This window comes from Ralstonia sp. 24A2, from assembly GCF_051783885.1.
Classification (GTDB): Bacteria; Pseudomonadota; Gammaproteobacteria; order Burkholderiales; family Burkholderiaceae; genus Ralstonia.
In genome coordinates this window covers 2,580,887-2,602,992 of sequence record NZ_JBPVZD010000002.1, presented here as the reverse complement: position 1 = coordinate 2,602,992, position 22,106 = coordinate 2,580,887, and the positions used below count along the sequence as shown (strand labels likewise).

The 22,106-nt window shown below is 62.5% G+C and carries 22 protein-coding genes and 1 tRNA gene; 17 read left to right on the top strand and 6 right to left on the bottom strand.

What is annotated here, in order from left to right:
- Nucleotides 1-20 precede the first annotated feature (20 nt).
- Together ACS13N_RS17010 and ACS13N_RS17005 are read right to left on the bottom strand one after the other, a co-directional pair.
- Nucleotides 21-851 carry an alpha/beta fold hydrolase gene (locus ACS13N_RS17010; protein WP_438932718.1) on the bottom strand — a complete coding sequence of 277 codons (831 nt, stop codon included), beginning with the start codon at nt 849-851 and terminating at the stop codon, nt 21-23.
- Nucleotides 851-2,185 (bottom strand): O-acetylhomoserine aminocarboxypropyltransferase, encoded by a 1,335-nt coding sequence (locus tag ACS13N_RS17005; RefSeq protein WP_438932717.1) that lies wholly within the window; start codon nt 2,183-2,185, stop codon nt 851-853. Before ACS13N_RS17005 ends, ACS13N_RS17010 begins: the two co-directional genes overlap by 1 nt.
- A 239-nt stretch (nt 2,186-2,424) precedes the next feature.
- On the opposite strand from ACS13N_RS17005, the gene ACS13N_RS17000 reads away from it, so the two are divergent.
- The 4 genes from ACS13N_RS17000 (at nt 2,425) to aroC (ending at nt 6,575) form a co-directional block, all read left to right on the top strand.
- Nucleotides 2,425-2,883 carry a CBS domain-containing protein gene (locus tag ACS13N_RS17000; RefSeq protein ID WP_438932716.1) on the top strand — a complete coding sequence of 153 codons (459 nt, stop codon included), beginning with the start codon at nt 2,425-2,427 and terminating at the stop codon, nt 2,881-2,883.
- A 94-nt stretch (nt 2,884-2,977) separates the two neighbouring features.
- Nucleotides 2,978-4,885 carry an MFS transporter gene (locus ACS13N_RS16995; RefSeq protein ID WP_438932715.1) on the top strand — a complete coding sequence of 636 codons (1,908 nt, stop codon included), beginning with the start codon at nt 2,978-2,980 and terminating at the stop codon, nt 4,883-4,885.
- Between the two features lie 90 nt (nt 4,886-4,975).
- Entirely contained in the window at nt 4,976-5,389 is a 414-nt protein-coding gene (locus ACS13N_RS16990) for an FKBP-type peptidyl-prolyl cis-trans isomerase (protein ID WP_438932714.1), read from the top strand.
- Nucleotides 5,390-5,474: 85 nt separating this feature from the next.
- Complete coding sequence (aroC, locus tag ACS13N_RS16985; RefSeq protein ID WP_438932713.1) at nt 5,475-6,575, top strand: chorismate synthase; 1,101 nt, start codon at nt 5,475-5,477, stop codon at nt 6,573-6,575.
- 65 nt (nt 6,576-6,640) lie between these two features.
- Here the strand turns inward: aroC and ACS13N_RS16980 are convergent, their stop codons facing one another.
- Nucleotides 6,641-8,326, bottom strand: a complete 1,686-nt coding sequence (locus tag ACS13N_RS16980; protein ID WP_438932712.1) for a 4Fe-4S dicluster domain-containing protein — start codon at nt 8,324-8,326, stop codon at nt 6,641-6,643.
- Nucleotides 8,327-8,561: 235 nt separating this feature from the next.
- On the opposite strand from ACS13N_RS16980, the gene ACS13N_RS16975 reads away from it, so the two are divergent.
- Nucleotides 8,562-9,347, top strand: a complete 786-nt coding sequence (locus tag ACS13N_RS16975) for an SDR family oxidoreductase (protein WP_039597510.1) — start codon at nt 8,562-8,564, stop codon at nt 9,345-9,347.
- Nucleotides 9,348-9,481: 134 nt separating this feature from the next.
- Here the strand turns inward: ACS13N_RS16975 and ACS13N_RS16970 are convergent, their stop codons facing one another.
- The gene (locus ACS13N_RS16970; protein WP_438932711.1) at nt 9,482-10,027 is read right to left on the bottom strand and encodes a LuxR C-terminal-related transcriptional regulator; all 546 of its coding nucleotides are present in this window, start codon (nt 10,025-10,027) and stop codon (nt 9,482-9,484) included.
- 166 nt (nt 10,028-10,193) lie between these two features.
- On the opposite strand from ACS13N_RS16970, the gene ACS13N_RS16965 reads away from it, so the two are divergent.
- Genes ACS13N_RS16965 through ACS13N_RS16955 form a run of 3 tightly spaced genes read left to right on the top strand, consistent with a single transcriptional unit; the run spans nt 10,194 to nt 12,346 of the window.
- Nucleotides 10,194-10,895, top strand: coding sequence for a CoA transferase subunit A (locus tag ACS13N_RS16965; RefSeq protein WP_438932710.1), 702 nt, complete (start codon nt 10,194-10,196; stop codon nt 10,893-10,895).
- Nucleotides 10,896-10,905: 10 nt separating this feature from the next.
- On the top strand, nt 10,906-11,541 hold the full coding sequence (locus ACS13N_RS16960) for a 3-oxoacid CoA-transferase subunit B (protein ID WP_438932709.1): 636 nt from the start codon (nt 10,906-10,908) through the stop codon (nt 11,539-11,541).
- 25 nt (nt 11,542-11,566) lie between these two features.
- Nucleotides 11,567-12,346 carry a 3-hydroxybutyrate dehydrogenase gene (locus ACS13N_RS16955; RefSeq protein WP_438932708.1) on the top strand — a complete coding sequence of 260 codons (780 nt, stop codon included), beginning with the start codon at nt 11,567-11,569 and terminating at the stop codon, nt 12,344-12,346.
- A 57-nt stretch (nt 12,347-12,403) separates the two neighbouring features.
- Here the strand turns inward: ACS13N_RS16955 and ACS13N_RS16950 are convergent, their stop codons facing one another.
- Complete coding sequence (locus tag ACS13N_RS16950) at nt 12,404-12,880, bottom strand: nuclear transport factor 2 family protein (protein ID WP_438932707.1); 477 nt, start codon at nt 12,878-12,880, stop codon at nt 12,404-12,406.
- On the bottom strand, nt 12,877-13,497 hold the full coding sequence (locus tag ACS13N_RS16945) for a TetR/AcrR family transcriptional regulator (RefSeq protein ID WP_438932706.1): 621 nt from the start codon (nt 13,495-13,497) through the stop codon (nt 12,877-12,879). Before ACS13N_RS16945 ends, ACS13N_RS16950 begins: the two co-directional genes overlap by 4 nt.
- Before the next feature lie 177 nt (nt 13,498-13,674).
- Between ACS13N_RS16945 and ACS13N_RS16940 the strand changes: the two genes are divergently transcribed.
- The 9 genes from ACS13N_RS16940 to pheS all read left to right on the top strand — a co-directional run bounded on the left by ACS13N_RS16940 (nt 13,675) and on the right by pheS (nt 22,095).
- On the top strand, nt 13,675-14,544 hold the full coding sequence (locus ACS13N_RS16940; RefSeq protein WP_438932705.1) for an alpha/beta fold hydrolase: 870 nt from the start codon (nt 13,675-13,677) through the stop codon (nt 14,542-14,544).
- Between the two features lie 30 nt (nt 14,545-14,574).
- Nucleotides 14,575-14,943, top strand: coding sequence for a RidA family protein (locus ACS13N_RS16935; protein WP_438932704.1), 369 nt, complete (start codon nt 14,575-14,577; stop codon nt 14,941-14,943).
- A 39-nt stretch (nt 14,944-14,982) separates the two neighbouring features.
- On the top strand, nt 14,983-17,238 hold the full coding sequence (locus ACS13N_RS16930; protein WP_438932703.1) for a RelA/SpoT family protein: 2,256 nt from the start codon (nt 14,983-14,985) through the stop codon (nt 17,236-17,238).
- Nucleotides 17,239-17,260: 22 nt separating this feature from the next.
- Nucleotides 17,261-17,337: transfer RNA gene (locus ACS13N_RS16925), tRNA-Val, on the top strand.
- 365 nt (nt 17,338-17,702) lie between these two features.
- Complete coding sequence (gene thrS, locus ACS13N_RS16920) at nt 17,703-19,610, top strand: threonine--tRNA ligase (RefSeq protein WP_438932702.1); 1,908 nt, start codon at nt 17,703-17,705, stop codon at nt 19,608-19,610.
- Nucleotides 19,611-19,638: 28 nt separating this feature from the next.
- Nucleotides 19,639-20,181, top strand: a complete 543-nt coding sequence (gene infC, locus ACS13N_RS16915) for a translation initiation factor IF-3 (protein WP_438932877.1) — start codon at nt 19,639-19,641, stop codon at nt 20,179-20,181.
- A 167-nt stretch (nt 20,182-20,348) separates the two neighbouring features.
- Nucleotides 20,349-20,546, top strand: a complete 198-nt coding sequence (gene rpmI, locus ACS13N_RS16910) for a 50S ribosomal protein L35 (protein WP_004636003.1) — start codon at nt 20,349-20,351, stop codon at nt 20,544-20,546.
- 28 nt (nt 20,547-20,574) lie between these two features.
- Entirely contained in the window at nt 20,575-20,931 is a 357-nt protein-coding gene (gene rplT / locus ACS13N_RS16905; RefSeq protein ID WP_012762124.1) for a 50S ribosomal protein L20, read from the top strand.
- A 135-nt stretch (nt 20,932-21,066) separates the two neighbouring features.
- Nucleotides 21,067-22,095, top strand: coding sequence for a phenylalanine--tRNA ligase subunit alpha (gene pheS, locus ACS13N_RS16900; protein ID WP_438932876.1), 1,029 nt, complete (start codon nt 21,067-21,069; stop codon nt 22,093-22,095).
- The last annotated feature ends 11 nt before the right edge of the window (nt 22,096-22,106 follow it).

Here is a 22,106-nt window from a genome sequence, read left to right as displayed (position 1 = left end):
CTGGATCCTGACGGGCGCAGTTACGCGGCGGCTGCGGCCGGCTCGCGTTCGCGCGCAAAGGCAATCAGCGCATCGAGCGTGCCGTCCGGACATTCTCCCATGACCGCATGTCCGGCAGGCAGGCCCACCACGCGGCTGCCCGCCAATCCTGCGGCTACCTGACGGCCTGCTTTCGCGGGCGTCATCTGGTCTTTCTCGCCAACGATGACGAGTGACGGGCACTGTACGGCTGCCATGGCCTCGGCGCCGCGTGCGTAGCCGTTGCAGGCGGAGAAATCCGTGTGGAAGACGGGGGCCTCGGTGCCGTGCGCCACGCGTTCCATCAGACGCTGGCTGCCGCCATGCATCCAGAACCCCGGCCCTGGCGCCGACGGTTTGTTGGCGAGGCTGGAATGCGACCAGACGTTCACCATGTCGATCGCGCTGGCCGTGTTGTTGAGCGCCGCATCGAGCAGCGCATCCGACACCTTCATCGGCCAGGCGGTGGCCACCAGCGCAATGCGGCGCACGCGACTTGCGTATCGCGAGGCGCACTCCAGTGCAATCAGCGAGCCCATGCTGTGCCCGACTACCATCACCGGCTGCGTGGCACCTGCGGCTTGGACGAGCGCCATTACCCAGTCGGCCATGGCTTCCACGGTTTGCAGGGGCGCACCGCCGCTGCGGCCATGTGCGGGCAGATCAACCGCCAGCACGCTGAAACCGTGGTGCGCAAACCAGCGGGTCTGCAGCCCCCAGACCGAGTGATCGTTCTGCGCGCCATGCACGAACACCACGCACGGCAGCGCCGGATTGAACGGCCTGCCACCGGTGTAGGCGTAAGCGCGTTCGCCTTGTACGGTCCATTCCATCAGCGGGCTCCGGTTGCGTTGGGTGCGGCTTTGCCAGGCGCGGCCGACATCGCGCGCTCGGCGGCTTTCAGGCCGCGTTTCAGATCGTCGATGAGGTCGTCGGCGTCCTCCAGGCCAATCGACAGGCGGATTGTGCCTTCGCTGATGCCGGCGGCCGCCAGCGCATCGGCGTCCATGCGGAAATGCGTGGTCGATGCCGGGTGAATGACCAGCGAACGCGCATCGCCCACGTTGGCCAGATGCGAGAACAGGCCGAGCGATTCAATGAATTGCTGGCCGGCACGCCGATCACCGCGCAGGTCGAAGCTGAACACGGCGCCGCTGCCACGCGGCAGCAAACGCTTGGCCAAGGCGTGGTCGGGGTGTGATTCCAACTCCGGGTAGGCCACCGACGCCACCATCGGGTGGCTCGCCAGGAAGGTGGTGATGCGGCGGGCGTTCTCTACGTGGCGGGCCATGCGCAGCGGCAGCGTTTCGATGCCTTGCAGCAATTGCCACGCCGCCATCGGGTTCATACAGGCGCCAAAGTCGCGCAAGCCTTCTCGGCGGGCGCGCAGCAGGAAGGGAGCGACCGTGCTTTCCTCGGCAAACACCATGTCGTGAAAGCCCGCGTACGGCTCGGTCAGTTCGGGGTGCTTGCCCGCTGCCACGTAGTCGAAGGTACCCCCGTCGACCAGCACACCACCAATGGTGGTGCCATGTCCGCCCAGGAACTTGGTGGCCGAGTGATAGACCAGGTCAGCACCATGTGCGAACGGCTGCAGCAGCCACGGCGTGGAGAAGGTGGAGTCGACTAGCAGCGGTACGCCCGCGTCATGCGCGATCGACGCCACGGTCGGGATGTCGAGCACGTCCAGCCCCGGGTTGCCGAGCGTCTCGCCAAACAGCAGCCGCGTATTCGGGCGGATGGCCGCGCGCCAGCCGTTGATGTCGCCGGGCTTGACGAAGGTTGTCTCGATGCCAAAGCGGCGCAGCGTGTAATGCAGCAGGTTGTGCGAGCCGCCATACAGCGCCGATGAGGCAACGATATGTGAGCCCGCGCCCATCAGAGTGACAATAGCCAGATGCAGCGCCGCCTGGCCGGAGGCCGTGGCGATGGCGCCGACACCGTTTTCCAGCGCAGCCATGCGTTCTTCAAACACGGCGACGGTCGGGTTGGAGATGCGCGAGTAGACGTGACCCGCGCGCTCCATGTTGAACAGGGATGCGGCATGTTCGCTGTCGCGAAACACGAATGACGTGGTGAGGTGGATGGGCGTAGCGCGCGCACCCGTGGCCGGGTCGGGCGCGGCGCCGGCATGCAGGGCCAGCGTGTCGAAGCGGGCTTTGGACATGGATTCAAGCACCGAATGAGGGTAGAGACGGGGCATGCTAGCACTGCTCGCTGTTGCGGTGCATCCCGGGCAAACGCCGAGCGGGCGCGGTTTTTGACAGGTTTTTCTGCAGCATTTTTGAGGGTATGCGCTTGTCGAAGCCCTTGGATTTGGGCTAGGATCGAAGCACAACCATAACCACAACCCGCGCGCGGTCGCCCCCCGGCAGACTGGCACCCCGATACTCTGGGAGACGCAATATGAAAGTCAGCGACATCCTTCACGTGAAGGGCAACACGCTCTATACCGTGGCCCCGGAAACCAAGCTCCAGGTGGCGGTGCAGACGATGGCGGAATACGACATCGGCTCGCTCGTGGTGATGGAGTACGGCGAACTGGTCGGCATGCTGACCTTCCGCGAGATCATCAAGGTCCTGGCCAAGGGCCACGGCACGGTGGGCGAGGGCACGACCATCCGCAAGGTGATGGACGATCATCCGGTCACGTGCACGCCAGAAACCGAAGTCAACGAAGTGCGCCGCATCATGCTGGAGCACCATGTGCGCTACCTGCCCGTGCTCAACAGCCGTACGCTGATGGGCGTGATCTCGTTCTACGACGTCGCCAAGGCCGTGTTTGAAGAGCAGAACTTCGAGAACAAGATGCTCAAGGCGTACATTCGCGATTGGCCGAAGGAAGAAGAGGCCAAAGAAGACTGATCTGCGCACCGTCTTTACCGCACACCCGAAACCCGCCCGCTGCTGCGAGCGGGTTTTTTGTTGAACCCGATTTGAACCACGATCGCCCCTGCCGATGAGCCAATCGAGCCAGTTTTCCCTGCTGAAGCAGCGCCGTTTCGCGCCGTTCTTCTGGACCCAGTTCCTGGGCGCGATGAACGACAACGTATTCAAGGTGGCGTTCTCCTCTCTGGTCACGTACCACGCGGCGCTGTTCGGCAATACGGACCCAGCCTCGGCGGCGTTCCTGATCTCGGCCATTTTCATTGCGCCTTTCGTATTGCTGTCGGCCACCAGCGGGCAGATTGCTGATCGCATGGACAAGGCTCGGCTGATCCGCCTGGTCAAAACGCTGGAAATCGCCATCATGGCGATCGGCTGCGCAGGCTTTGCGTTGCGCCACGTCGAGTTGCTGTATCTGTGCACCTTCCTGATGGGGGTGCATTCGACACTGTTCGGGCCCGTCAAGTACGCCTATCTGCCGCAGCATCTGCAGTCGTCCGAGCTGGTGGGCGGCAACGGGCTGGTGGAAATGGGCACTTTTGTCGCCATCCTGATCGGCACCATCGGCGGTGGGGAGTTGGCCAACTACACGCGCAACGGCGATCTCATCGGTCCCACGCTCACGGGCATTGCCTGCCTGGTCATTGCCGTGGCCGGCTGGCTGACGGCACGTGGTGTACCGGTGTCGCCGGCGTCGCAGCCGGATCTGCGCATCAACTGGAACCCAATCTCCGAGACCTGGCGCAACCTCAAGCTGGCAAGCAACCAGCGCGCCGTGTTCCTGAGCTTGATGGGCATCTCGTGGCTGTGGTTTGTGGGGGCGACGTTCCTGACGTCGTTCTTTGCCTTTGCGCGCAATGTGCTCGGTGGCGATCAGAACGTGGTGACCCTGCTGCTGGCAGTGTTCTCGGTCGGTATCGGGCTGGGGTCGGTGCTGTGCGAGAAGCTCTCGGGCCGCACGGTGGAGATTGGCCTCGTGCCGTTCGGCTCAATCGGCATGACGGTCTTTGCGGTGGACTTGTACTTTGCCTCGCATGCCGAAGCGCTGGTCGCGCACGACGTACTGACAGGCGTTTCCGGCTTCCTGCAGAACCACCGCCACTGGCGCGCGCTGGCCGATCTGTTCCTGCTGGCGATGTTCGGCGGCTTCTATAGCGTGCCGCTCTATGCACTGATCCAGAGCCGCTGCGAGCCAACGCACCGGGCGCGCATCATTGCCGCCAACAACATCCTCAACGCGCTGTTCATGATCGCCTCGGCGGTGCTGGCGATGGTGCTCACGCATGCCGGGTTCACGATCCCGCAACTGTTCCTGGTGACGGGCATCCTCAATGCCGTGGTGGCCATCTACATTTACACGCTGGTGCCGGAATTCCTGATTCGCTTCGTGATGTGGCTGCTGATCCATACCGTCTACCGCGTGAAGGTGGAGGGCTCGGAGCGCATTCCTGATGAAGGTCCGTGCCTGCTAGTCTGCAACCACGTGAGTTTTGTCGATGCGGTGGTGGTGGGCGCCTTCGTGCGCCGGCCGGTGCGCTTCGTGATGGACCACCGTATCTTCAAGGTGCCGCTGCTGTCATGGTTCTTCCGCACAGTCAAGGCGATCCCGATCGCACCGATGCATGAAGACCCCGAGATGCTCAAGCGCGCCTACGACACCATCGCCGCAGCGCTGGCTGAAGGGGAGGTGGTCTGCATCTTCCCCGAAGGCAAGATCACTGCCACAGGCGAAATGAACCCGTTCAAGGAAGGGGTGCGCCGCATCGTCGAGCGCACCCCCGTGCCCGTCGTGCCGATGGCGTTGCGCGGCCTATGGGGCAGCTTCTTTTCGCGCCACGGCGGTGCGGCGATGTCGCGGCCGTTCCGTCGCGGCTTCCTCAACAAGCTGGAGCTGTGCATCGGTACGCCGGTGGCGCCCCAGGCGGTGTCGCCTGAAGGGCTGCAGGCTGCTGTCTTGGCGCTGCGCGGTGAGTGGCTCTAACGGTTGGCGCCCGATCGGAATTCGCTACACTGCCGGTTGGCCCGCAACCGGCCTCATCTTTTCTTACCCCCAACTCTCCCGTTATCTGCCATGAAACTCGCTTCCCTGCTGCTGTGCGCTTCGTCGCTTGCCCTGGCTGCTGTTAGCGTGCAAGCCGCATCGCCCACCAGCGAAACCTTGCCCTCCGGTGTGATCGTCCAGACCCTGACCAAGGGCACCGGCCCGTCGCCCAAGGCCAGCGATACGGTCAAGGTGCACTACCGTGGCACGTTGACCGACGGCAAAGAGTTCGACAGCTCCTACAAGCGCGGCCAGCCGATCTCGTTCCCGCTGAACCGCGTGATTCCGTGCTGGACCGAAGGCGTGCAGAAGATGCAAATTGGCGGCAAGGCCAAGCTGACGTGCCCGGCAGCCACTGCCTACGGCGCGCAAGGTGTGCCTGGCACGATTCCGCCCAATGCCACGCTGAACTTCGAGGTTGAACTGCTGGGTATCGGCGGCTGATTGGGAGGCCGATTGATCGGCCTTACAATAGCGTTTTCCTGATGTTTCGCGCCGCGGCACCCGCGGTGCCTTCCTGAGCACGATCATGTCTGGCAATACCCTGGGCCTGCTGTTTTCCGTCACCACTTTCGGCGAGTCGCATGGCCCGGCCATCGGCGCTGTCATCGACGGCTGCCCGCCGGGCATGACGCTGTCGGCGGAAGATATCCAGCCTGATCTGGACCGCCGCAAGCCCGGTACGTCGCGCCATGTCACGCAGCGCAAGGAAGACGACGTCGTCGAGATCCTCTCCGGTGTGTACGAGGGCAAGACCACCGGCACGCCCATCTGCCTGCTGATCCGCAATACCGACCAGCGCAGCAAGGACTACAGCAACATCGCCGAGACCTTCCGTCCCGGCCACGCTGACTACACCTACTGGCACAAGTACGGCGTCCGCGACCCGCGCGGCGGTGGCCGTTCGTCGGCACGGTTGACTGCACCCACGGTGGCCGCAGGCGCGGTCGCCAAGAAATGGCTGCGCGAGAAATTTGGCGTGGAGATCCACGGCTTCATGTCGCAGCTTGGCGATATCCAGATTCCGTTCATGGACTGGAACGAGGTGCCGAACAACCCGTTCTTCGCGCCGAATGCCGAGATCGTGCCCGAACTGGAAACCTACATGGATGCGCTGCGCAAGGATGGCGATTCCGTCGGCGCGCGCATCGAAGTGGTGGCCACCGGCGTGCCGGTCGGCTGGGGCGAGCCGCTGTTCGATCGCCTGGACGCCGACATCGCTCACGCCATGATGGGCCTGAACGCGGTGAAGGGCGTGGAGATTGGCGCCGGCTTTCACGCCGTGGCCCAGCGCGGTTCCGAGCACGGTGATGAGTTGACGCCGGAAGGCTTTATCGGCAACAACGCAGGCGGCATCCTGGGTGGGATTTCGACCGGTCAGGACATCTCCGTGTCGCTGGCGATCAAGCCGACGTCGAGCATCCGCACGCCGCGCCGCTCGATCGACAAAGCGGGCGAGCCGGCGGTGGTGGAAACGTTCGGCCGCCATGACCCGTGCGTGGGCATTCGTGCCACGCCGATCGCCGAGGCGCTGCTGGCACTGGTGCTGATCGACCACGCACTGCGCCATCGCGCGCAATGCGGCGATGTGTCGGTCGAGACGCCCGCGATCGCGGCGAAGGCTTCCTGAGTCGATTCGCGCAGACAACAAAAAAGACGGCTTGAAGCCGTCTTTTTTGTTGGGCGCTCGCTAGCTTACATGCCGACGTAGTTCGGGCCACCGCCGCCTTCCGGCGTGACCCACACGATGTTCTGCGTTGGGTCCTTGATGTCGCAGGTCTTGCAGTGCACGCAGTTTTGCGCGTTGATCTGCAGGCGTTCCGTACCTTCATCATTCTTGACGAATTCGTACACGCCGGCCGGGCAGTAGCGCTGCTCGGGGCCTGCAAACTGCGTCAGGTTGATGCGCGTCGGAACCGTCGGGTCCTTCAGCGTCAGGTGGGCGGGTTGGTTCTCTTCGTGGTTGGTGTTCGAGATGAACACCGACGAGAGACGGTCGAACGTAATCTTGCCATCCGGCTTCGGGTACTCGATCTTCACGCACTCGGCTGCGGGCTTGAGCGACTGGTTATCCGACTTCGTGCCGTGCAGCGTCCAGGGTGGGTTGCTGACGCCAATCTTCGGCAGCAGCCACTGCTCGATGCCGGTCATGATCTTGCCCAGCGTCGGGCTCTTCTTGAACCACAGCTTGAAGTTGCGCGACTGGTCCAGCTCTTCCTTCAGCCAGCTTTCTTCGAAGGCGGCCGGGTAGGCGGACAGTTCATCTGCCGAGCGGCCGGCCGTCACGGCGTCGAATACGGCTTCGCCGCACATCATGCCGCTCTTGATGGCCGCGTGGCTGCCCTTGATGCGTGCGGCATTCAGGTAGCCTGCGTCGCAGCCGACCAGCGCGCCACCCGGGAACACGGTCTTGGGCAAGGCTTGCGGTGTGCCGTTGTTGATGGCGCGGGCGCCGTAGCCGATGCGCTTGCCGCCTTCGATATGCGCGCGGATGGCCGGGTGGGCCTTCCAGCGCTGCATTTCTTCAAACGGGCTCATCCACGGGTTCTTGTAGTCGAGCCCGATCACGAAGCCGAGGGTGACCTTGTTGTCTTCCAGGTGGTACAGGAAGCCACCACCGAAGGTGTCGTCTTCCATCGGCCAGCCGGCGGTGTGGACCACCAGGCCGGGCTTGGCCTTGGCCGGGTCGATTTCCCAGAGTTCCTTGATGCCGATGGCGAAGGTCTGCGGGTCTTTGCCGGCGTTCAGCTTGTACTTGTCGAGCAGTTGGCGGCCCAGGTGGCCACGCGCACCTTCCGCGAAGATCGTGTACTTGCCGAGCAACTCCATGCCGAGCTGGAAGTTTTCGGTCGGCTCGCCATCCTTGCCGATGCCCATGTTGCCGGTGGCGACGCCGCGCACCGCGCCCTTGTCGTCGTACAGCACTTCAGCGGCGGCAAAGCCCGGGAAGATCTCCACGCCCAGTGCTTCAGCCTGTGTGGCCATCCACTTGACCACGTTCGACAGCGAAATCACGTAGCAGCCGTGGTTGTGGAAGTTGCGCGGCACGAGCCAGTCGGGCGTCCGCTTGGTGCCGGTTTCGCTCAGGAAGAGCACGTCGTCACCGGTGACGACCTGGTTGAGCGGGGCGCCGTCGGCCTTCCAGTTCGGCAGCAGTTCGGTGATGGCGCGCGGGTCCATGACCGCGCCCGACAGGATGTGCGCGCCGGGCTCCGAGCCCTTTTCCAGCACGACGACCGACACGTCCTTGCCGGTCTCGGCGGCACGTTGCTTGATCCGGATCGCGGTCGCCAGGCCGGCGGGGCCGCCCCCGACGATCACGACGTCGTACTCCATGGACTCTCGGGGACCGTACTGTTCGAGGAGCTGCTGCTGGTTCATAGATGTCTCGTCGCTCTTTTAGGGACAGTTAAGGGCGTTTGCTTATTGGTATGGCGGATTGCTGCATTAGAATTTCCCGCATTGTCGGGGACACGCCCGCATGCGGCAAGTGAAATTTCTGAACGATCGTTCGATTTTTTGCTAAGCTGCGCCGACTTCACATGCCGAGACCGCCTGCAGCGGGTCTCGTGTATGTCAAACCAAACGCGAAACCAACATACGGGGATCACGCATCATGGGTCTGTCGATCAATCTGGAAGGCAAGGTCGCGCTGATCACCGGCGCATCCAGCGGTCTGGGCGCGCGTTTCGCGCATACGCTGGCCGCGGCCGGCGCCAAGGTTGTGCTGGCCTCGCGCCGCGTCGAGCGCTTGAAAGAACTGCGCGCGGATATCGAATCGAAGGGCGGCAGTGCCCACGTCGTGCGCCTGGACGTGACGGACCCGGACAGCATCCGTGCCGCCATCGCCCATGCGGAGACCGAAGCCGGCACCATCGACATCCTGGTCAACAACTCGGGCGTTTCGACCACACAGCGCATGGTGGACGTGACACCGGATGACTTTGATTTCGTGTTTGACACCAATACGCGCGGTGCCTTCTTCGTGGCGCAGGAAACCGCCAAGCGCATGATCGCGCGGGCCAAGGGGGCGGAAAAGAACGGCTCGCCGCTGCCGCAGTCGCGCATCATCAACATCGCGTCGGTGGCAGGGTTGAAGGTGCTGTCGCAGATCGGCGTGTATTGCATGAGCAAGGCCGCCGTGGTGCACATGACCAAGGCCATGGCGCTGGAGTGGGGGCGTCTGGGCATCAACACGAATGCCATTTGCCCAGGCTACATCGATACCGAGATCAATCACCACCACTGGGAAACCGAAGCTGGCCAGAAGCTCGTGCAGATGCTGCCGCGCAAGCGCGTGGGCAAGCCGGAAGACCTGGATGGGTTGATCCTGCTGCTGGCGTCGGATCAATCGGACTTCATCAACGGCGCGGTCATCAACGCCGACGACGGGATGGTGTAACCCTCCGGGCTTAGAACCTGTTCACGATCCGTAGCGAGCGGTTCGAGGTTGATCCGAGAAGCGCAGCCGTACATGTGTACGGCGAGCATCGCAGGGCCAAGATCGGGCCGCGCAGTAGGGTCGTGAACAGGTTTTCAGTGCCCCATCAGCCGCTGCACTAGCTCCAATGAGGTGCCGGCGGCGTACTTCTTCATCAGCCGCGCACGATAGATCTCCACCGTGCGTGGGCTGATCTCCAACTGCTTGCCGATCTGCTTGCTGGTCTTGCCTTCCACCAGCTGCGCGGCGATGTCGCGCTCGCGCGGCGTGAGCGCCGCCGTGACCGGCCGGTGCGCGGAAAGATCCTCGAACGTCCAGATGCCTTCGCCCAGCGGCTTAGTGCGATCCAGCGCACGGCCCGTGACATGGCACCAGAACAGCTCACCATTGGCGCGCTTCATGATGCGCTCGTCCGAGTAGCTGCCGCGCGCGTTCATGACGGGGATGATGCGTGCGCCGGTGCGCTCATACTCGTCATGCGTCGGGTAGAGCAGTTCAAACGATTGCCCGATCATCGCGGCGCGTGCGTGGCCGAAGATGCGTGCGGCTTCGTCGTTGACGTCGAGCATCACGCGCTCGCGTGACATCACCATGCCGACCGGGGCGAGCTGGAACGCGGTCTGGTAATCGAGTGCGGGCATGGGATTAAGCCTTATGTAGTCGTACGTATTGCTGCGTTGCGTGACGCTTGCGTATTCTCGCCAGATTGTATCGTTACTATTTTCCGGCGCTGCATCGCACAAACCCCAACCGTGTGATCGGTCAAAACCCTGCCGGATTCGTTGGACCACCAAGGAAGGAGTACGCATGAACAAAATCTTCGCCAGCGCCAGCGAGGCGCTCGCGGGCGTCGTCAAAGACGGCCAGACCATCGCCGTGGGCGGCTTCGGCCTGTGCGGCATTCCGGAAGCGCTGATTGCCGCGCTGCGCGATTCGGGCGTCAAGAACCTCACCTGCATCTCCAACAACGCCGGTGTCGACGGATTCGGCCTGGGTCTGCTGCTGGAAACGCGCCAGATCAAGAAGATGATTTCGTCCTACGTGGGCGAGAACAAGGAGTTCGAGCGCCAGTACCTGGCCGGCGAGCTCGAATTGGAGTTCACCCCGCAGGGCACGCTGGCCGAGAAGCTGCGCGCAGGCGGCGCGGGCATCCCCGCGTTCTTCACCAAGACCGGTGTCGGTACCCTGGTGGCGGAGGGCAAGGAACTGCGTGAATTCGATGGCGAAACGTACGTCATGGAGCGCTCGCTGGTGCCCGATGTGTCGCTGGTCAAGGCGCAAGTAGCGGACAAATCCGGCAACCTGCGATTCAACCTGACCGCACGCAACTTCAACCCGGCTGCGGCAACGGCCGGCAAGATCTGCATCGTCGAGGTGGAAGAGATCGTTGAAGTGGGCGAACTGGCACCGGATGATATCCACCTGCCGGGCATCTACGCGCATCGCATCGTGCTCAATGCCACGCCCGAGAAGCGCATCGAAAAGCGCACCATCCGAGCAGCCAACTAAGGAGACCGACATGGCCTGGACTCAAGACCAAATGGCGGCACGCGCTGCCCAGGAACTGCAAGACGGTTTCTACGTCAACCTCGGCATCGGCATTCCGACGCTGGTCGCCAACCATACCGGCAACAAGGAAGTCTGGCTGCAGAGCGAAAACGGCATGCTCGGCATCGGCCCGTTCCCCACGGAAGACGAAGTGGATGCTGACCTGATCAACGCTGGCAAGCAAACCGTGACGACGCTGCCGGGCAGCGCCATCTTCGGCAGCGACCAGAGCTTCGCGATGATCCGCGGCGGCAAGATCAACCTGTCGATTCTCGGCGCGATGCAAGTGAGCGAGAAGGGCGATCTGGCCAACTGGATGATCCCCGGCAAGATGGTTAAGGGCATGGGCGGCGCGATGGACCTGGTTGCGGGCGTCAAGCGCGTGATTGTGCTGATGGAGCACACCGCCAAGAAGAAAGACGGCACCGAAGACCTGAAGCTCCTGCCCAAGTGCACGCTGCCGCTGACGGGCGTGGGTGTGGTCGACCGCATCATTACGGATCTTGGCGTGATCGACGTGACCGAGCAGGGCCTGAAGCTGATCGAAACCGCGCCGGGTGTGTCGCGCGACGATATCCAGGCCAAGACTGGCGTCACCCTGCTGTAATCGCTGCTGACATCCGGAGATACGCATGCTGCAAGGAAAAACTGCTCTCGTCACGGGCTCGACCAGCGGGATCGGTCTGGGCATTGCCTGCTCGCTGGCCGCGCAGGGTGCCAACATCATCATGAACGGTTTCGGCGACGTGGAAGGCCCCAAAGCCCAGATCGCGACGGCAGGCAAGAACGCCATCCGTATCGGTTACCACGGTGCCGACATGAGCAAGGCGGCCGAGATCGAAGCAATGTTCGCGTATGCCGACGCCGAATTCGGTGGCGTGGACATCCTCGTCAACAACGCCGGCATCCAGTACGTGGCCAATGTTGAGGACTTCCCGGCTGAGCGCTGGGACGCCATCATCGCCATCAACCTGACCTCGGCCTTCCACACGACGCGGCTGGCCGTGCCGGGCATGAAGCGAAAGAACTGGGGTCGCATCATCAACATCGCCTCGGCGCATGGTCTGGTGGCGTCGGCGCAGAAGTCGGCATATGTGGCGGCCAAGCACGGCATCGTCGGTTTTACCAAGTCGGTGGCGCTGGAGACGGCGCAGACGGGCGTGACCTCCAACGCGATCTGCCCGGGCTGGGTGCTGACGCCGCTGGTGCAGAAGCAGATTGATGCGCGCGCCGAGAAGGATGGTCTGTCCGCGCTGGAAGCGAAGAAGGATCTGCTGATGGAAAAGCAACCTTCCGGCGAGTTCGTCACGCCTGATCAGCTTGGTGCGCTGGCAGTGTTCCTGTGCAGCGATGCGGCCGAGCAGGTGCGCGGCGTGGCCTGGAACATGGATGGCGGCTGGGTGGCGCAATAACCCGCCTACGATTCGGCAAAAAGCCCCGCACCCGCGGGGCTTTTCTTTTGGCGGCGATCAAGCGCGCGCTACCTGCGTCGTGTCGACGATTGGCGCCATCCCGGCTTCGGCCACGCCCTGATCTTGCAGCGTTTGCAGAATGCCCTGCAGCTTCTGCGTATCGCAATGAATGCGCAGCGATACTACGCGCCCCCAGCGTAGCCGTAGCACGTGCACGCCCTGATTGCTGCAGCGCTGCCCATCGCGCAGCAAGAACCGATCGCGCCATTCGACCACGGCGATGGTGTCCCACGGCCAGCCGCGCACGACGACGGAATCCACGTCGAAATGCAGATCGGGTAACACCTTCAGCAGTCGCGTATACCACTGCCGCAGGCTGTCGGGCGCATGTCGCGTGCCGCCCAGCGCGTGCTCGCCATAGAAGGTGTGTTCCACCCGTTTGGCAAACGCCGCGAGCACGGCAGAGCAGTCGCCGTCATTGAGCGCGGCAAAGGCACGCCGCAGTTTCCATTCCACAATCGCGCGGTAGATCATGATGTGCCGCCCTCCTTGGTGTATTGGCGCAGGTCGTACTCGACGTAGCGGTGCAGGTGCCGGACTGCGGCTAGCAGTGGTTCGGGACTGCCGTAGAGATGGCTCAGCATTACGCCGCCTTCCAGCCCGCCGATGAGGACCGCGCTGACCTCCGCGGGGTCGAGGTCGTTTCGGAGTTCACCACGGCGCATGCCGGCCAGCACGATCTGCTCGACCAGGTGCCGCCATTGCGACATGGCCTCCACGGCCCGTTCGCGCAGGCCCGCATGCGCGTGATCGGATTCGATGGCGACGTTCATGATTGGGCAACCCCCTGGCAGTGGCACGGGCTCATCTTCCGGCTGATAGGCATGGATCAGCGCGAGCAGTTGCTCGGGCGCGGTCTCGCAGCCCTCGAGGCTGCCCAGGAGGCGATCCCGTATGCGGGCCACAGCGTAGTCAAACGCGGCATACGCGAGGGCTTCCCGGCTCTCGAAATGGCGATACAGTCCGCCTTTCTGCAAGCCGCTGACCGCCATGACTTGCGAGATTGGCACACCGAGCCAACCTTGCTCGTTCATCAGATCTGCCGTCAGGGCGATGACCTGGTTGCGTGTGCGTTCTCCCTTGCTCACCATGTGCATCCTCATAAAAATACCAATCGGTCTCTTTCTTGGGGAGTCTAGATGGCGGTTTCCGATATCGCAAGGTTCACGCAAGTCTTTTCCGGCTGATCTGCTGCATCGCCGCATCGCACGTGGGCCAGCGTACAATCGGGCTTCGCTGTCTCCGTCATTGACGTGTAGGAGTTGTTCATGCCCGTTTCGCCGCGCCTTGCCTTCGTGCAGTGTCTAAGCCCGTCCGGCTTGCACCGGATGGCGTATCACGAGTGGGGCGATCCGCAGAATCCGCGCGTGCTGGTCTGTGTGCACGGCCTCTCGCGCACGGGGCGCGACTTTGACGTACTGGCACAGGCGTTGTGCAACGACTATCGCGTGATCTGTCCCGACGTGGTTGGGCGTGGCCGCTCTGACTGGCTGCTCGATCCGAAGGGCTACGTGATTCCGCAGTATGTGGCCGACATGGTCACGTTGCTGGCGCGCCTGAACGTGGAGTCGGTCGACTGGTTCGGTACGTCGATGGGCGGGCTGATCGGCATGAGCCTGGCGGGCCTGCCGAAGTCGCCGATCCGCAAACTGCTGCTCAACGATGTGGGGCCGCGCGTGACGGAATCGTCGTTGACGCGTATCGGCGCGTACCTCGGCCTGAACGTCCGCTTCAAGACCTTCGATGAGGGGCTGGCGTATCTGAAGACGATCAGCGCCTCGTTCGGCCCGCACACGCCGGAGCAATGGCGCGAGCTGAACACCGCAATCCTCAAGCCGCAGGGTGGTGAGTGGATCCTCCACTACGATCCGCGCATGGCTGAGCCATTCAAGAGCGCCACGCCCGAGCTGATCGCTGCTGGCGAATCCACGTTGTGGAAACTGTTCGAGGCGATCCCTGGCGAGGTGTTGATCGTACGCGGCGCGCAGTCCGACCTGCTCACGCGCGAAACCGTCGAGGCCATGATGCAGCGCGGCCGGCATGTGAACACAGTAGAAATTCCCGACGTGGGCCATGCGCCGACCTTCATCCAGCCGGACCAGGTGGCGATTGCCCGCAAGTTCTTTCTCGGTCAATGACCGTTTGTTTGACCCAATTCGATTCGCAACATGAGCACTGAACTGAAGCGCTACAACGTCGAGCATCGCTATTCCGATGCGGCTGTCTACAACGGTGTCGTCTACGTGGCCGGCCAAGTGCCGGAGACCACGCTGGACGCCGGCATCGCCGAGCAGACGGCAGAAGTGCTCGCCATCATCGATCGCGTGCTGGCCGCCAACGGCAGCGACAAGACGCACATCCTGATGTGCCAAATTTTCCTGAAAGACATCACCGACATTGGCGAGATGAACAAGGTGTGGGACCAGTGGGTCGCCGCCGAATCCAAGAACTCGCCGCCGCGCGCCACGGTAGAGGCCGCGTTGGCCAACCCGAAGTACCGTATTGAAATCGTCGTGACGGCAGCACTGAAGGGCTGAACCCGTCGCGCAACAGGCGAGACGCAAGCAGGACGCATCATGGAGAACAAGACCGGCCGGCCAGCCGAGGGAGCTGGCAAGTTGGCAACACTCGCGGCAGAGCAGGGCGCCAACGGTACGCTGGTCGCGCGGGCGATCGAATACCTAGTGGCCAACGCTGCGGACAACGTCACGCTGACAGGCGAGCCGCTGGAGTCGCACGCGCGCGGCACGATCGCCATTCTTGAGGGGCTGCGCGTCGATACGCCATCGCTGCAGGCGGCGGCGCTGTTCCTGCTGCCCACGCTGGCGATGGACAACGAAAAGGCGCTGGAACCTGCGTTTGGCGCCGAGGTCGTCAAGCTCGTGCATGACGTGCGGCAACTGCTGCGCATCGGTGCAATTGCCGGCTTGGTCAGCCCGACGGATGCCAGCATCACGCGCAAGAATGAAGCCGAGGCACGTCGCGCCCAGGTCGAAGCACTGCGTAAGATGCTGCTCGCATTTGCGCAGGATATTCGCGTGGTGCTGATCCGGCTGGCGTCGCGGCTGCAATCGCTGCGCTGGCTGGCGCAAAGCAAGCGCCCCGCGCCCGAGGGCATGGCGCGCGAAACGCTCGACATCTACGCGCCGCTGGCCAACCGCCTGGGCATCTGGCAACTCAAGTGGGAGCTGGAAGACCTCGGCTTCCGCTTTGAAGACCCCGATACCTACAAGCGCATCGCCCGCCTGCTCGACGAAAAGCGCATCGAGCGTGAGAAGTTCATCGGCGAGGCCATCGCGCAGTTGCAGAAGACGCTGCATGACGCCGGCATCCAGGCCGAGGTGACCGGCCGGCCCAAGCACATCTACAGCATCTGGAAAAAGATGCGCGGCAAGGAACTCGACTTTGCCGATCTGTACGACGTGCGCGCGTTCCGCGTCATCGTCGACGACATCAAGGATTGCTACACCGTGCTCGGCTTCGTGCACCACATGTGGCAGCCCATCCCGAAGGAGTTCGACGACTACATCTCGCGCCCGAAGGCCAACGGCTACATGTCGCTGCACACGGTGGTGATCGGCGACGATGGCCGCGCGCTGGAGGTGCAGATCCGCACGCGCGAGATGCACCACTTTGCCGAGTACGGCGTGGCCGCCCACTGGCGCTACAAGGAAGCCGGCAGTAGGGGTTACGCGGGCCAGTTCTCCGCCAGCGAGCGCTATGACGAAAAGATTGCCTGGTTGCGTCAGCTCCTCGCCTGGAAGGACGACGCCGAGCACACCGTTGCGCACGAAGATTCCCCGTGGGAGCAGCTCAAGCACACCGAGCTGGATGACCATATCTACGTACTGACGCCGCAGGCGCGCGTGATCGCGTTGCCGCAAGGCGCGACACCGGTTGACTTCGCTTACCACCTGCACAGTGATCTTGGCCACCGTTGCCGCGGCGCGCGCGTTGACGGCGCGATGGTGCCGTTGAATACGCCGCTCAAGAACGGGCAGACCGTCGAGATCGTTACGGTCAAGCAGGGCGGGCCGTCGCGCGATTGGCTGAACACCGAGTTGCACTATCTGGCCAGCCCGCGCGCCCGCACGAAAGTGCGTGCGTGGTTCAACGCGATGGAGCTGGAAGAGACGCTCGCGCAGGGTCGGGCGCTCATCGACAAGACACTGCAGCGCGAGGGCAAGACTGCCGTCAATCTGGAGGAGTTGGCAGCCAAGCTCGGCTACAAGACGCCGGATGATCTCTATGCCGTGGTCGCCAAGGACGAACTGAGTCTGCGCCGCATCGAAGCCGTCCTGCGTTCGGACGGCGCACCGCCGCCCGCGCCGGTCGACGATGAAGCGTTGATCACCAAAAAGAGCAGGGCGACCAGTGTGGCCCGTGGCGCCAAAAGCGGCGTGCTGGTGGTGGGCGTTGATTCACTGCTCACGCAGATGTCGCGCTGCTGCAAGCCGGCGCCTCCGGATCCGATCGTTGGTTTTGTCACACGCGGGCGCGGTGTGTCGATCCATCGGCAAAGCTGCGCGACGTTCCAGCAACTGGCCGCCCGCGCGCCGGGTCGCGTGATCCAGACGGAGTGGGGTCAACGCAGCGATTCGGTCTACCCGATCGACATCCAGGTCGAGGCGCTGGACCGCCAGGGTCTGCTGCGCGACATCTCGGAAATCCTCTCACGCGAGAAGATCAACGTGACCGGCGTGCGAACGCTATCGAGTAAGGGCGTCGCAAAAATGCAGTTCACCGCCGAGGTGGCGGAGGCTACACAACTGCAACGCGCGCTGACTTTGATCGAAGAAGTGCAAGGGGTATTGACAGCGAAAAGGAAGTGACGGTATAGTCTTGTTCTTCGGCAGGCTCGTAGCTCAGCTGGTTAGAGCACCACCTTGACATGGTGGGGGTCGTTGGTTCGAGTCCAATCGAGCCTACCAACGCATTTAGCAGGACGCGTCGGGTAGGATGTCCAAGCCGTCATCCCTCGGGTTTGTCCCGTACAACTGAACACAAGGCGAATATGATTCGAGCACCGCGAACTACAACCGCTTCGGAGCGACAGTAGTCAAGGTGCGTTTTTCGCCCTTTGCGGTCTGCCCAAGTGGTAGATAGCGCAAATGAAAACGCGGCCTTGGCCGCGTTTTTTTTTCGTCCGCAATTCGTGTCATGCGTGGCGATCAAGCTGAAGGCGCTTCGAAACATCAGATTCGACAACCTGCCACGCCAGATCGGCGCGGCGCACGACAGAATGACTGCCGCCGGGCGCATCTGAGCGCACGACGGTGACTCCACAGGAGCAAGCATGATCGCAATCACGTTGCCGGACGGTTCCCGGCGCGAGTTTCCCGGCCCGGTGACGGTGGCTGAAGTGGCGCAAAGCATCGGCGCCGGTCTGGCCAAGGCTGCGCTGGCCGGCCGCGTGGACGGCCAGATGGTCGACACGAGCTATTCGATTGACCGCGATGCCAAGCTTGCCATCATCACGGACAAGGACGCCGACGGCGTCGACGTGATCCGCCACTCGACGGCCCACTTGCTGGCCTACGCCGTCAAGGAGCTGTATCCGGAGGCGCAGGTCACGATCGGCCCCGTCATCGACAACGGCTTCTACTACGATTTCGCCTACAAGCGCCCCTTCACGCCCGAAGACCTCGTCGCCATCGAAAAGAAGATGGCGGAGCTCGCCAAGAAAGACGAAAAGGTCACGCGCGAAGTCTGGAACCGCGACGAAGCCGTCAAGCTGTTCCAGGGCATGGGTGAGAAGTACAAGGCCGAAATCATCGCCTCCATTCCGGAGGATCAGGAAATCGGTCTGTACCGCGAGGGCAATTTCGTTGACCTGTGCCGTGGCCCGCACGTGCCGTCCACGGGCAAGCTCAAGGTCTTCAAGCTGATGAAGGTGGCCGGTGCCTACTGGCGCGGTGACCACAACAACGAGATGCTCCAGCGCATCTACGGCACGGCCTGGGCCAAGAAGGAAGACCAGGAAGCCTACCTGCGCATGCTGGAAGAGGCCGAGAAACGCGACCACCGCAAGCTCGGTCGCGAACTCGACCTGTTTCACATCGACGAAACCGCTCCGGGCATGGTGTTCTGGCACCCCAAGGGCTGGACGCTGTGGCAGGAGATCGAGCAGTACATGCGCCGCGTCTACCGCGAAAACGGTTACCAGGAAGTAAAGGGGCCGCAGATTCTCGACAAGTCGCTGTGGGAAAAGACCGGCCACTGGGACAAGTACCGCGAGAACATGTTCATCACGGAATCGGAAAAGCGCGAATACGCGCTCAAGCCGATGAACTGCCCCGGCCACATCCTCATCTACAAGCAGGGCATCAAGAGCTACCGCGACCTGCCGCTGCGCTTCGGTGAGTTTGGTGCTTGCCACCGCAATGAGCCGTCGGGTGGCCTGCACGGCATCATGCGCGTGCGCGGCTTTACGCAGGACGATGGTCACATCTTCTGCACGGAGGACATGATCCAGGCTGAGGTAACGGCCTTCACGACGCTGCTGCAGAAGGTCTACAAGGATTTTGGCTTTACCGAGATTCTGTACAAGCTGTCCACGCGTCCGGAAAAGCGCATCGGCTCCGAGGAAAGCTGGGATCGCGCCGAGGCTGCCCTGGCGGACGGCTTGCGTGCCTCCGGCTGCGAATTCGAGTACCTGCCAGGCGAGGGTGCGTTCTATGGCCCGAAGATCGAATACGTGCTGAAAGATGCACTTGGTCGCCAGTGGCAGTGCGGCACGATCCAGGTCGACCCGAACCTGCCGGAACGCCTGGATGCTGAGTTTGTCGGCGAAGACGGCGCGCGCCATCGCCCGATCATGCTGCACCGGGCCATCGTGGGCAGCCTGGAGCGCTTTATCGGTATCTTGATCGAGCAATACGCCGGTGCGCTGCCGACGTGGCTTTCGCCGGTGCAGGTCGCGGTGCTCAGCATCACCGATTCGCACGCCGAATACGCACAATCCGTTGCGCAATCCCTGCAAAAACAAGGATTTAGGGCGGTCGTCGATTTGCGGAATGAGAAGATTGGGTATAAAATCCGCGAGCATTCCGTTCAGAAGGTCCCGTACCAGGTTGTGGTCGGCGACAAAGAACGGGATGAAAGTCAGGTGGCCGTGCGTGCCCGTGGCAACGTCGATCTAGGCTCCATGCCGCTGTCGGCGTTCGTTGAGCGACTGCAGAACGATCTCGCCAACAAGTCATGAGCTGGACACGGCCTGTTTTTTTGATTCTTTGAGGATATTCAACATCGCTACCGATAAGTCATCTCACCGCCTCAACCGCGAAATCACCGCGCCGGAAATCCGGCTGACCGGGGTTGAAGGGGAACAGCTCGGCATCGTCAAACTGTTTGACGCATTGCGTCTGGCAGAAGAAAAAGACGTCGACCTGGTCGAGATCGCGCCGACCGCGCAGCCGCCCGTCTGCCGCCTGATGGACTATGGCAAGTTCAAGTATCAGGAACAGAAGAAGGCCCACGAGGCCAAGCTGAAGCAGAAGGTCATCCTGGTGAAGGAAGTCAAATTCCGCCCTGGTACCGACGACGGTGACTACAACGTCAAGCTGCGCAATGCACAGCGTTTCCTGGATGAGGATGGGGATCGCGTCAAGGTCACCCTGCGTTTCCGGGGCCGTGAGATGGCCCACCAGGAGATTGGCATGCGCATGCTGGAGCGAATCAAGACTGACCTGGAGCCATTCGCTCAGGTTGAGCAGATGCCGAAGATGGAAGGTCGCCAGGCAGTGATGATGTTGGCACCCAAGAAGAAGAAGTAATGCAGTGGCGGCCGGATGATTCCGGCTGCGCTGAGCAGGTTTCAGACGGAAACGTCGGAAAACGCGGTTGGCATCAAAGCCTGCCGCGATACAACAAGTGAGTCCGGGTCTTGCAAGTGTCGGCGCCAGCCGTCCACCTGGCTTCATGTCAAAAGCGGAGTTGTTCCATGCCGAAGATGAAGACGAAGAAAAGCGCCTCCAAGCGCTTTACTGCCCGTCCTGGTGGCACGATCAAACGTGGCCAAGCCTTCAAGCGTCACATCCTGACCAAGAAGACCACCAAGAACAAGCGTCACCTGCGCGGTACCGAGGGCGTCCATGAGACGAACCTGAAGTCCGTTCGCGCAATGATGCCGTACGCCTAACCCTAACTAACTACGAAAGGAGCATTTCATGCCTCGAGTAAAACGTGGGGTCACAGCGCGGGCCCGTCATAAGAAGGTTATCAGTGCAGCCAAGGGTTACCGCGGCCGCCGCAATAACGTCTATCGCATCGCCAAGCAGGCGGTCATGCGTGCTGGTCAGTACGCTTACCGCGATCGTCGCAACAAGAAGCGCGTGTTCCGCGCACTCTGGATTGCACGTATCAACGCTGGCGCACGCGAGCATGGCCTGACCTACAGCAAGTTCATGAACGGCCTGAAGAAGGCGTCCATCGAACTGGACCGCAAGGTGCTGTCGGACATGGCCATTCACGACAAGGTGGCTTTTGCCGCCATCGTGAACCAGGTGAAAGCCAACGTCGCCTGATGGATTAGCCGGGCGGGCTGCTGGAATTGCCCAACAGTTTGCCGGCTAGTCACCCTGACGGGGCTCTTACCGAGCCCCGTTTTTTATTCTGTAGTTCCGAATCACCCGAATTTTTTCGCTCGCCTTCCCATGTCACTGGATCTGGACCAAGTCGTCGTCGATGCCCAAAACGCGTTTGCCTCTGTGGAGGACAACGCCTCGCTGGAAAACGAGAAAGCACGCTTTCTCGGCAAGTCCGGCGTGCTGACCGACTTGCTCAAAGGTCTGGGCAAGCTGGATCCGGAGACGCGCAAGACCGAAGGCGCGCGCATCAACCAGGCCAAGAGCCGCGTTGAAGAAGCTCTGACCGCCCGCCGCCAGGCGCTGGCCGATGCGCTGATGAACGCGCGCCTGGCCGCCGAAGCGATCGACGTGACGCTGCCCGGCCGCGACGTGGCCGAGGGCAGCCTGCACCCGGTGATGAACACCTGGGAGCGTGTCGCCAAGATCTTCGGCTCGATTGGTTTCGATGTGGCCGATGGCCCCGAGATCGAATCCGACTGGATGAACTTCACGGCGCTGAACAACCCGGACAACCATCCGGCGCGCTCGATGCAGGACACCTTCTACATCGATGGCCGCGACAGCGAAGACAAGCTCCTGCTGCTGCGCACGCACACCAGCCCGATGCAGGTGCGCTACGCCCGCATGCACGTCGAGAAGTACAAGCACCTCGACCGCATTCCCCCGATCAAGGTCATCGCGCCGGGTCGCACGTATCGCGTCGACAGCGACGCCACGCACTCGCCGATGTTCCACCAGGTTGAAGGCCTCTGGATTGCCGACAACATCAGCTTTGCCGACCTGAAGGGCGTCTACACCGACTTCCTGCGCAACTTCTTCGAGCGCGACGACATCAACGTGCGTTTCCGTCCGTCGTACTTCCCGTTCACCGAGCCGTCGGCCGAAATCGACATGGCCTTCGGCAACGGCAAATGGCTGGAGATTTCCGGTTCCGGCCAGGTGCACCCGACCGTGGTGCGCAACATGGGTCTGGACCCGGAGCGCTACATCGGCTTTGCGTTTGGCTCCGGCCTTGAGCGCCTGACGATGCTGCGCTATGGCATCAACGATCTGCGCCTGTTCTTCGAGGGCGATGTGCGTTTCCTGCGCCAGTTCGCGTAAGCGCTGCGCTC

What these genes read in the sequence shown, in the direction of transcription:
- thrS (WP_438932702.1), top strand. Translation starts at nt 17,703, where the DNA reads ATGATCGCAATCACGTTGCCGGACGGTTCCCGGCGCGAGTTTCCCGGC.
- rpmI (WP_004636003.1), top strand. Translation starts at nt 20,349, where the DNA reads ATGCCGAAGATGAAGACGAAGAAAAGCGCCTCCAAGCGCTTTACTGCC.
- ACS13N_RS17010 (WP_438932718.1), bottom strand. Translation starts at nt 851, where the DNA reads ATGGAATGGACCGTACAAGGCGAACGCGCTTACGCCTACACCGGTGGC.
- aroC (WP_438932713.1), top strand. Translation starts at nt 5,475, where the DNA reads ATGTCTGGCAATACCCTGGGCCTGCTGTTTTCCGTCACCACTTTCGGC.
- ACS13N_RS16975 (WP_039597510.1), top strand. Translation starts at nt 8,562, where the DNA reads ATGGGTCTGTCGATCAATCTGGAAGGCAAGGTCGCGCTGATCACCGGC.
- ACS13N_RS16990 (WP_438932714.1), top strand. Translation starts at nt 4,976, where the DNA reads ATGAAACTCGCTTCCCTGCTGCTGTGCGCTTCGTCGCTTGCCCTGGCT.
- ACS13N_RS16945 (WP_438932706.1), bottom strand. Translation starts at nt 13,497, where the DNA reads ATGGTGAGCAAGGGAGAACGCACACGCAACCAGGTCATCGCCCTGACG.
- ACS13N_RS16965 (WP_438932710.1), top strand. Translation starts at nt 10,194, where the DNA reads ATGAACAAAATCTTCGCCAGCGCCAGCGAGGCGCTCGCGGGCGTCGTC.
- ACS13N_RS16995 (WP_438932715.1), top strand. Translation starts at nt 2,978, where the DNA reads ATGAGCCAATCGAGCCAGTTTTCCCTGCTGAAGCAGCGCCGTTTCGCG.
- ACS13N_RS16930 (WP_438932703.1), top strand. Translation starts at nt 14,983, where the DNA reads ATGGAGAACAAGACCGGCCGGCCAGCCGAGGGAGCTGGCAAGTTGGCA.
- rplT (WP_012762124.1), top strand. Translation starts at nt 20,575, where the DNA reads ATGCCTCGAGTAAAACGTGGGGTCACAGCGCGGGCCCGTCATAAGAAG.
- ACS13N_RS16935 (WP_438932704.1), top strand. Translation starts at nt 14,575, where the DNA reads ATGAGCACTGAACTGAAGCGCTACAACGTCGAGCATCGCTATTCCGAT.
- ACS13N_RS17000 (WP_438932716.1), top strand. Translation starts at nt 2,425, where the DNA reads ATGAAAGTCAGCGACATCCTTCACGTGAAGGGCAACACGCTCTATACC.
- ACS13N_RS16955 (WP_438932708.1), top strand. Translation starts at nt 11,567, where the DNA reads ATGCTGCAAGGAAAAACTGCTCTCGTCACGGGCTCGACCAGCGGGATC.
- ACS13N_RS16970 (WP_438932711.1), bottom strand. Translation starts at nt 10,027, where the DNA reads ATGCCCGCACTCGATTACCAGACCGCGTTCCAGCTCGCCCCGGTCGGC.
- ACS13N_RS16960 (WP_438932709.1), top strand. Translation starts at nt 10,906, where the DNA reads ATGGCCTGGACTCAAGACCAAATGGCGGCACGCGCTGCCCAGGAACTG.
- ACS13N_RS16980 (WP_438932712.1), bottom strand. Translation starts at nt 8,326, where the DNA reads ATGAACCAGCAGCAGCTCCTCGAACAGTACGGTCCCCGAGAGTCCATG.
- ACS13N_RS17005 (WP_438932717.1), bottom strand. Translation starts at nt 2,185, where the DNA reads ATGTCCAAAGCCCGCTTCGACACGCTGGCCCTGCATGCCGGCGCCGCG.
- ACS13N_RS16940 (WP_438932705.1), top strand. Translation starts at nt 13,675, where the DNA reads ATGCCCGTTTCGCCGCGCCTTGCCTTCGTGCAGTGTCTAAGCCCGTCC.
- ACS13N_RS16950 (WP_438932707.1), bottom strand. Translation starts at nt 12,880, where the DNA reads ATGATCTACCGCGCGATTGTGGAATGGAAACTGCGGCGTGCCTTTGCC.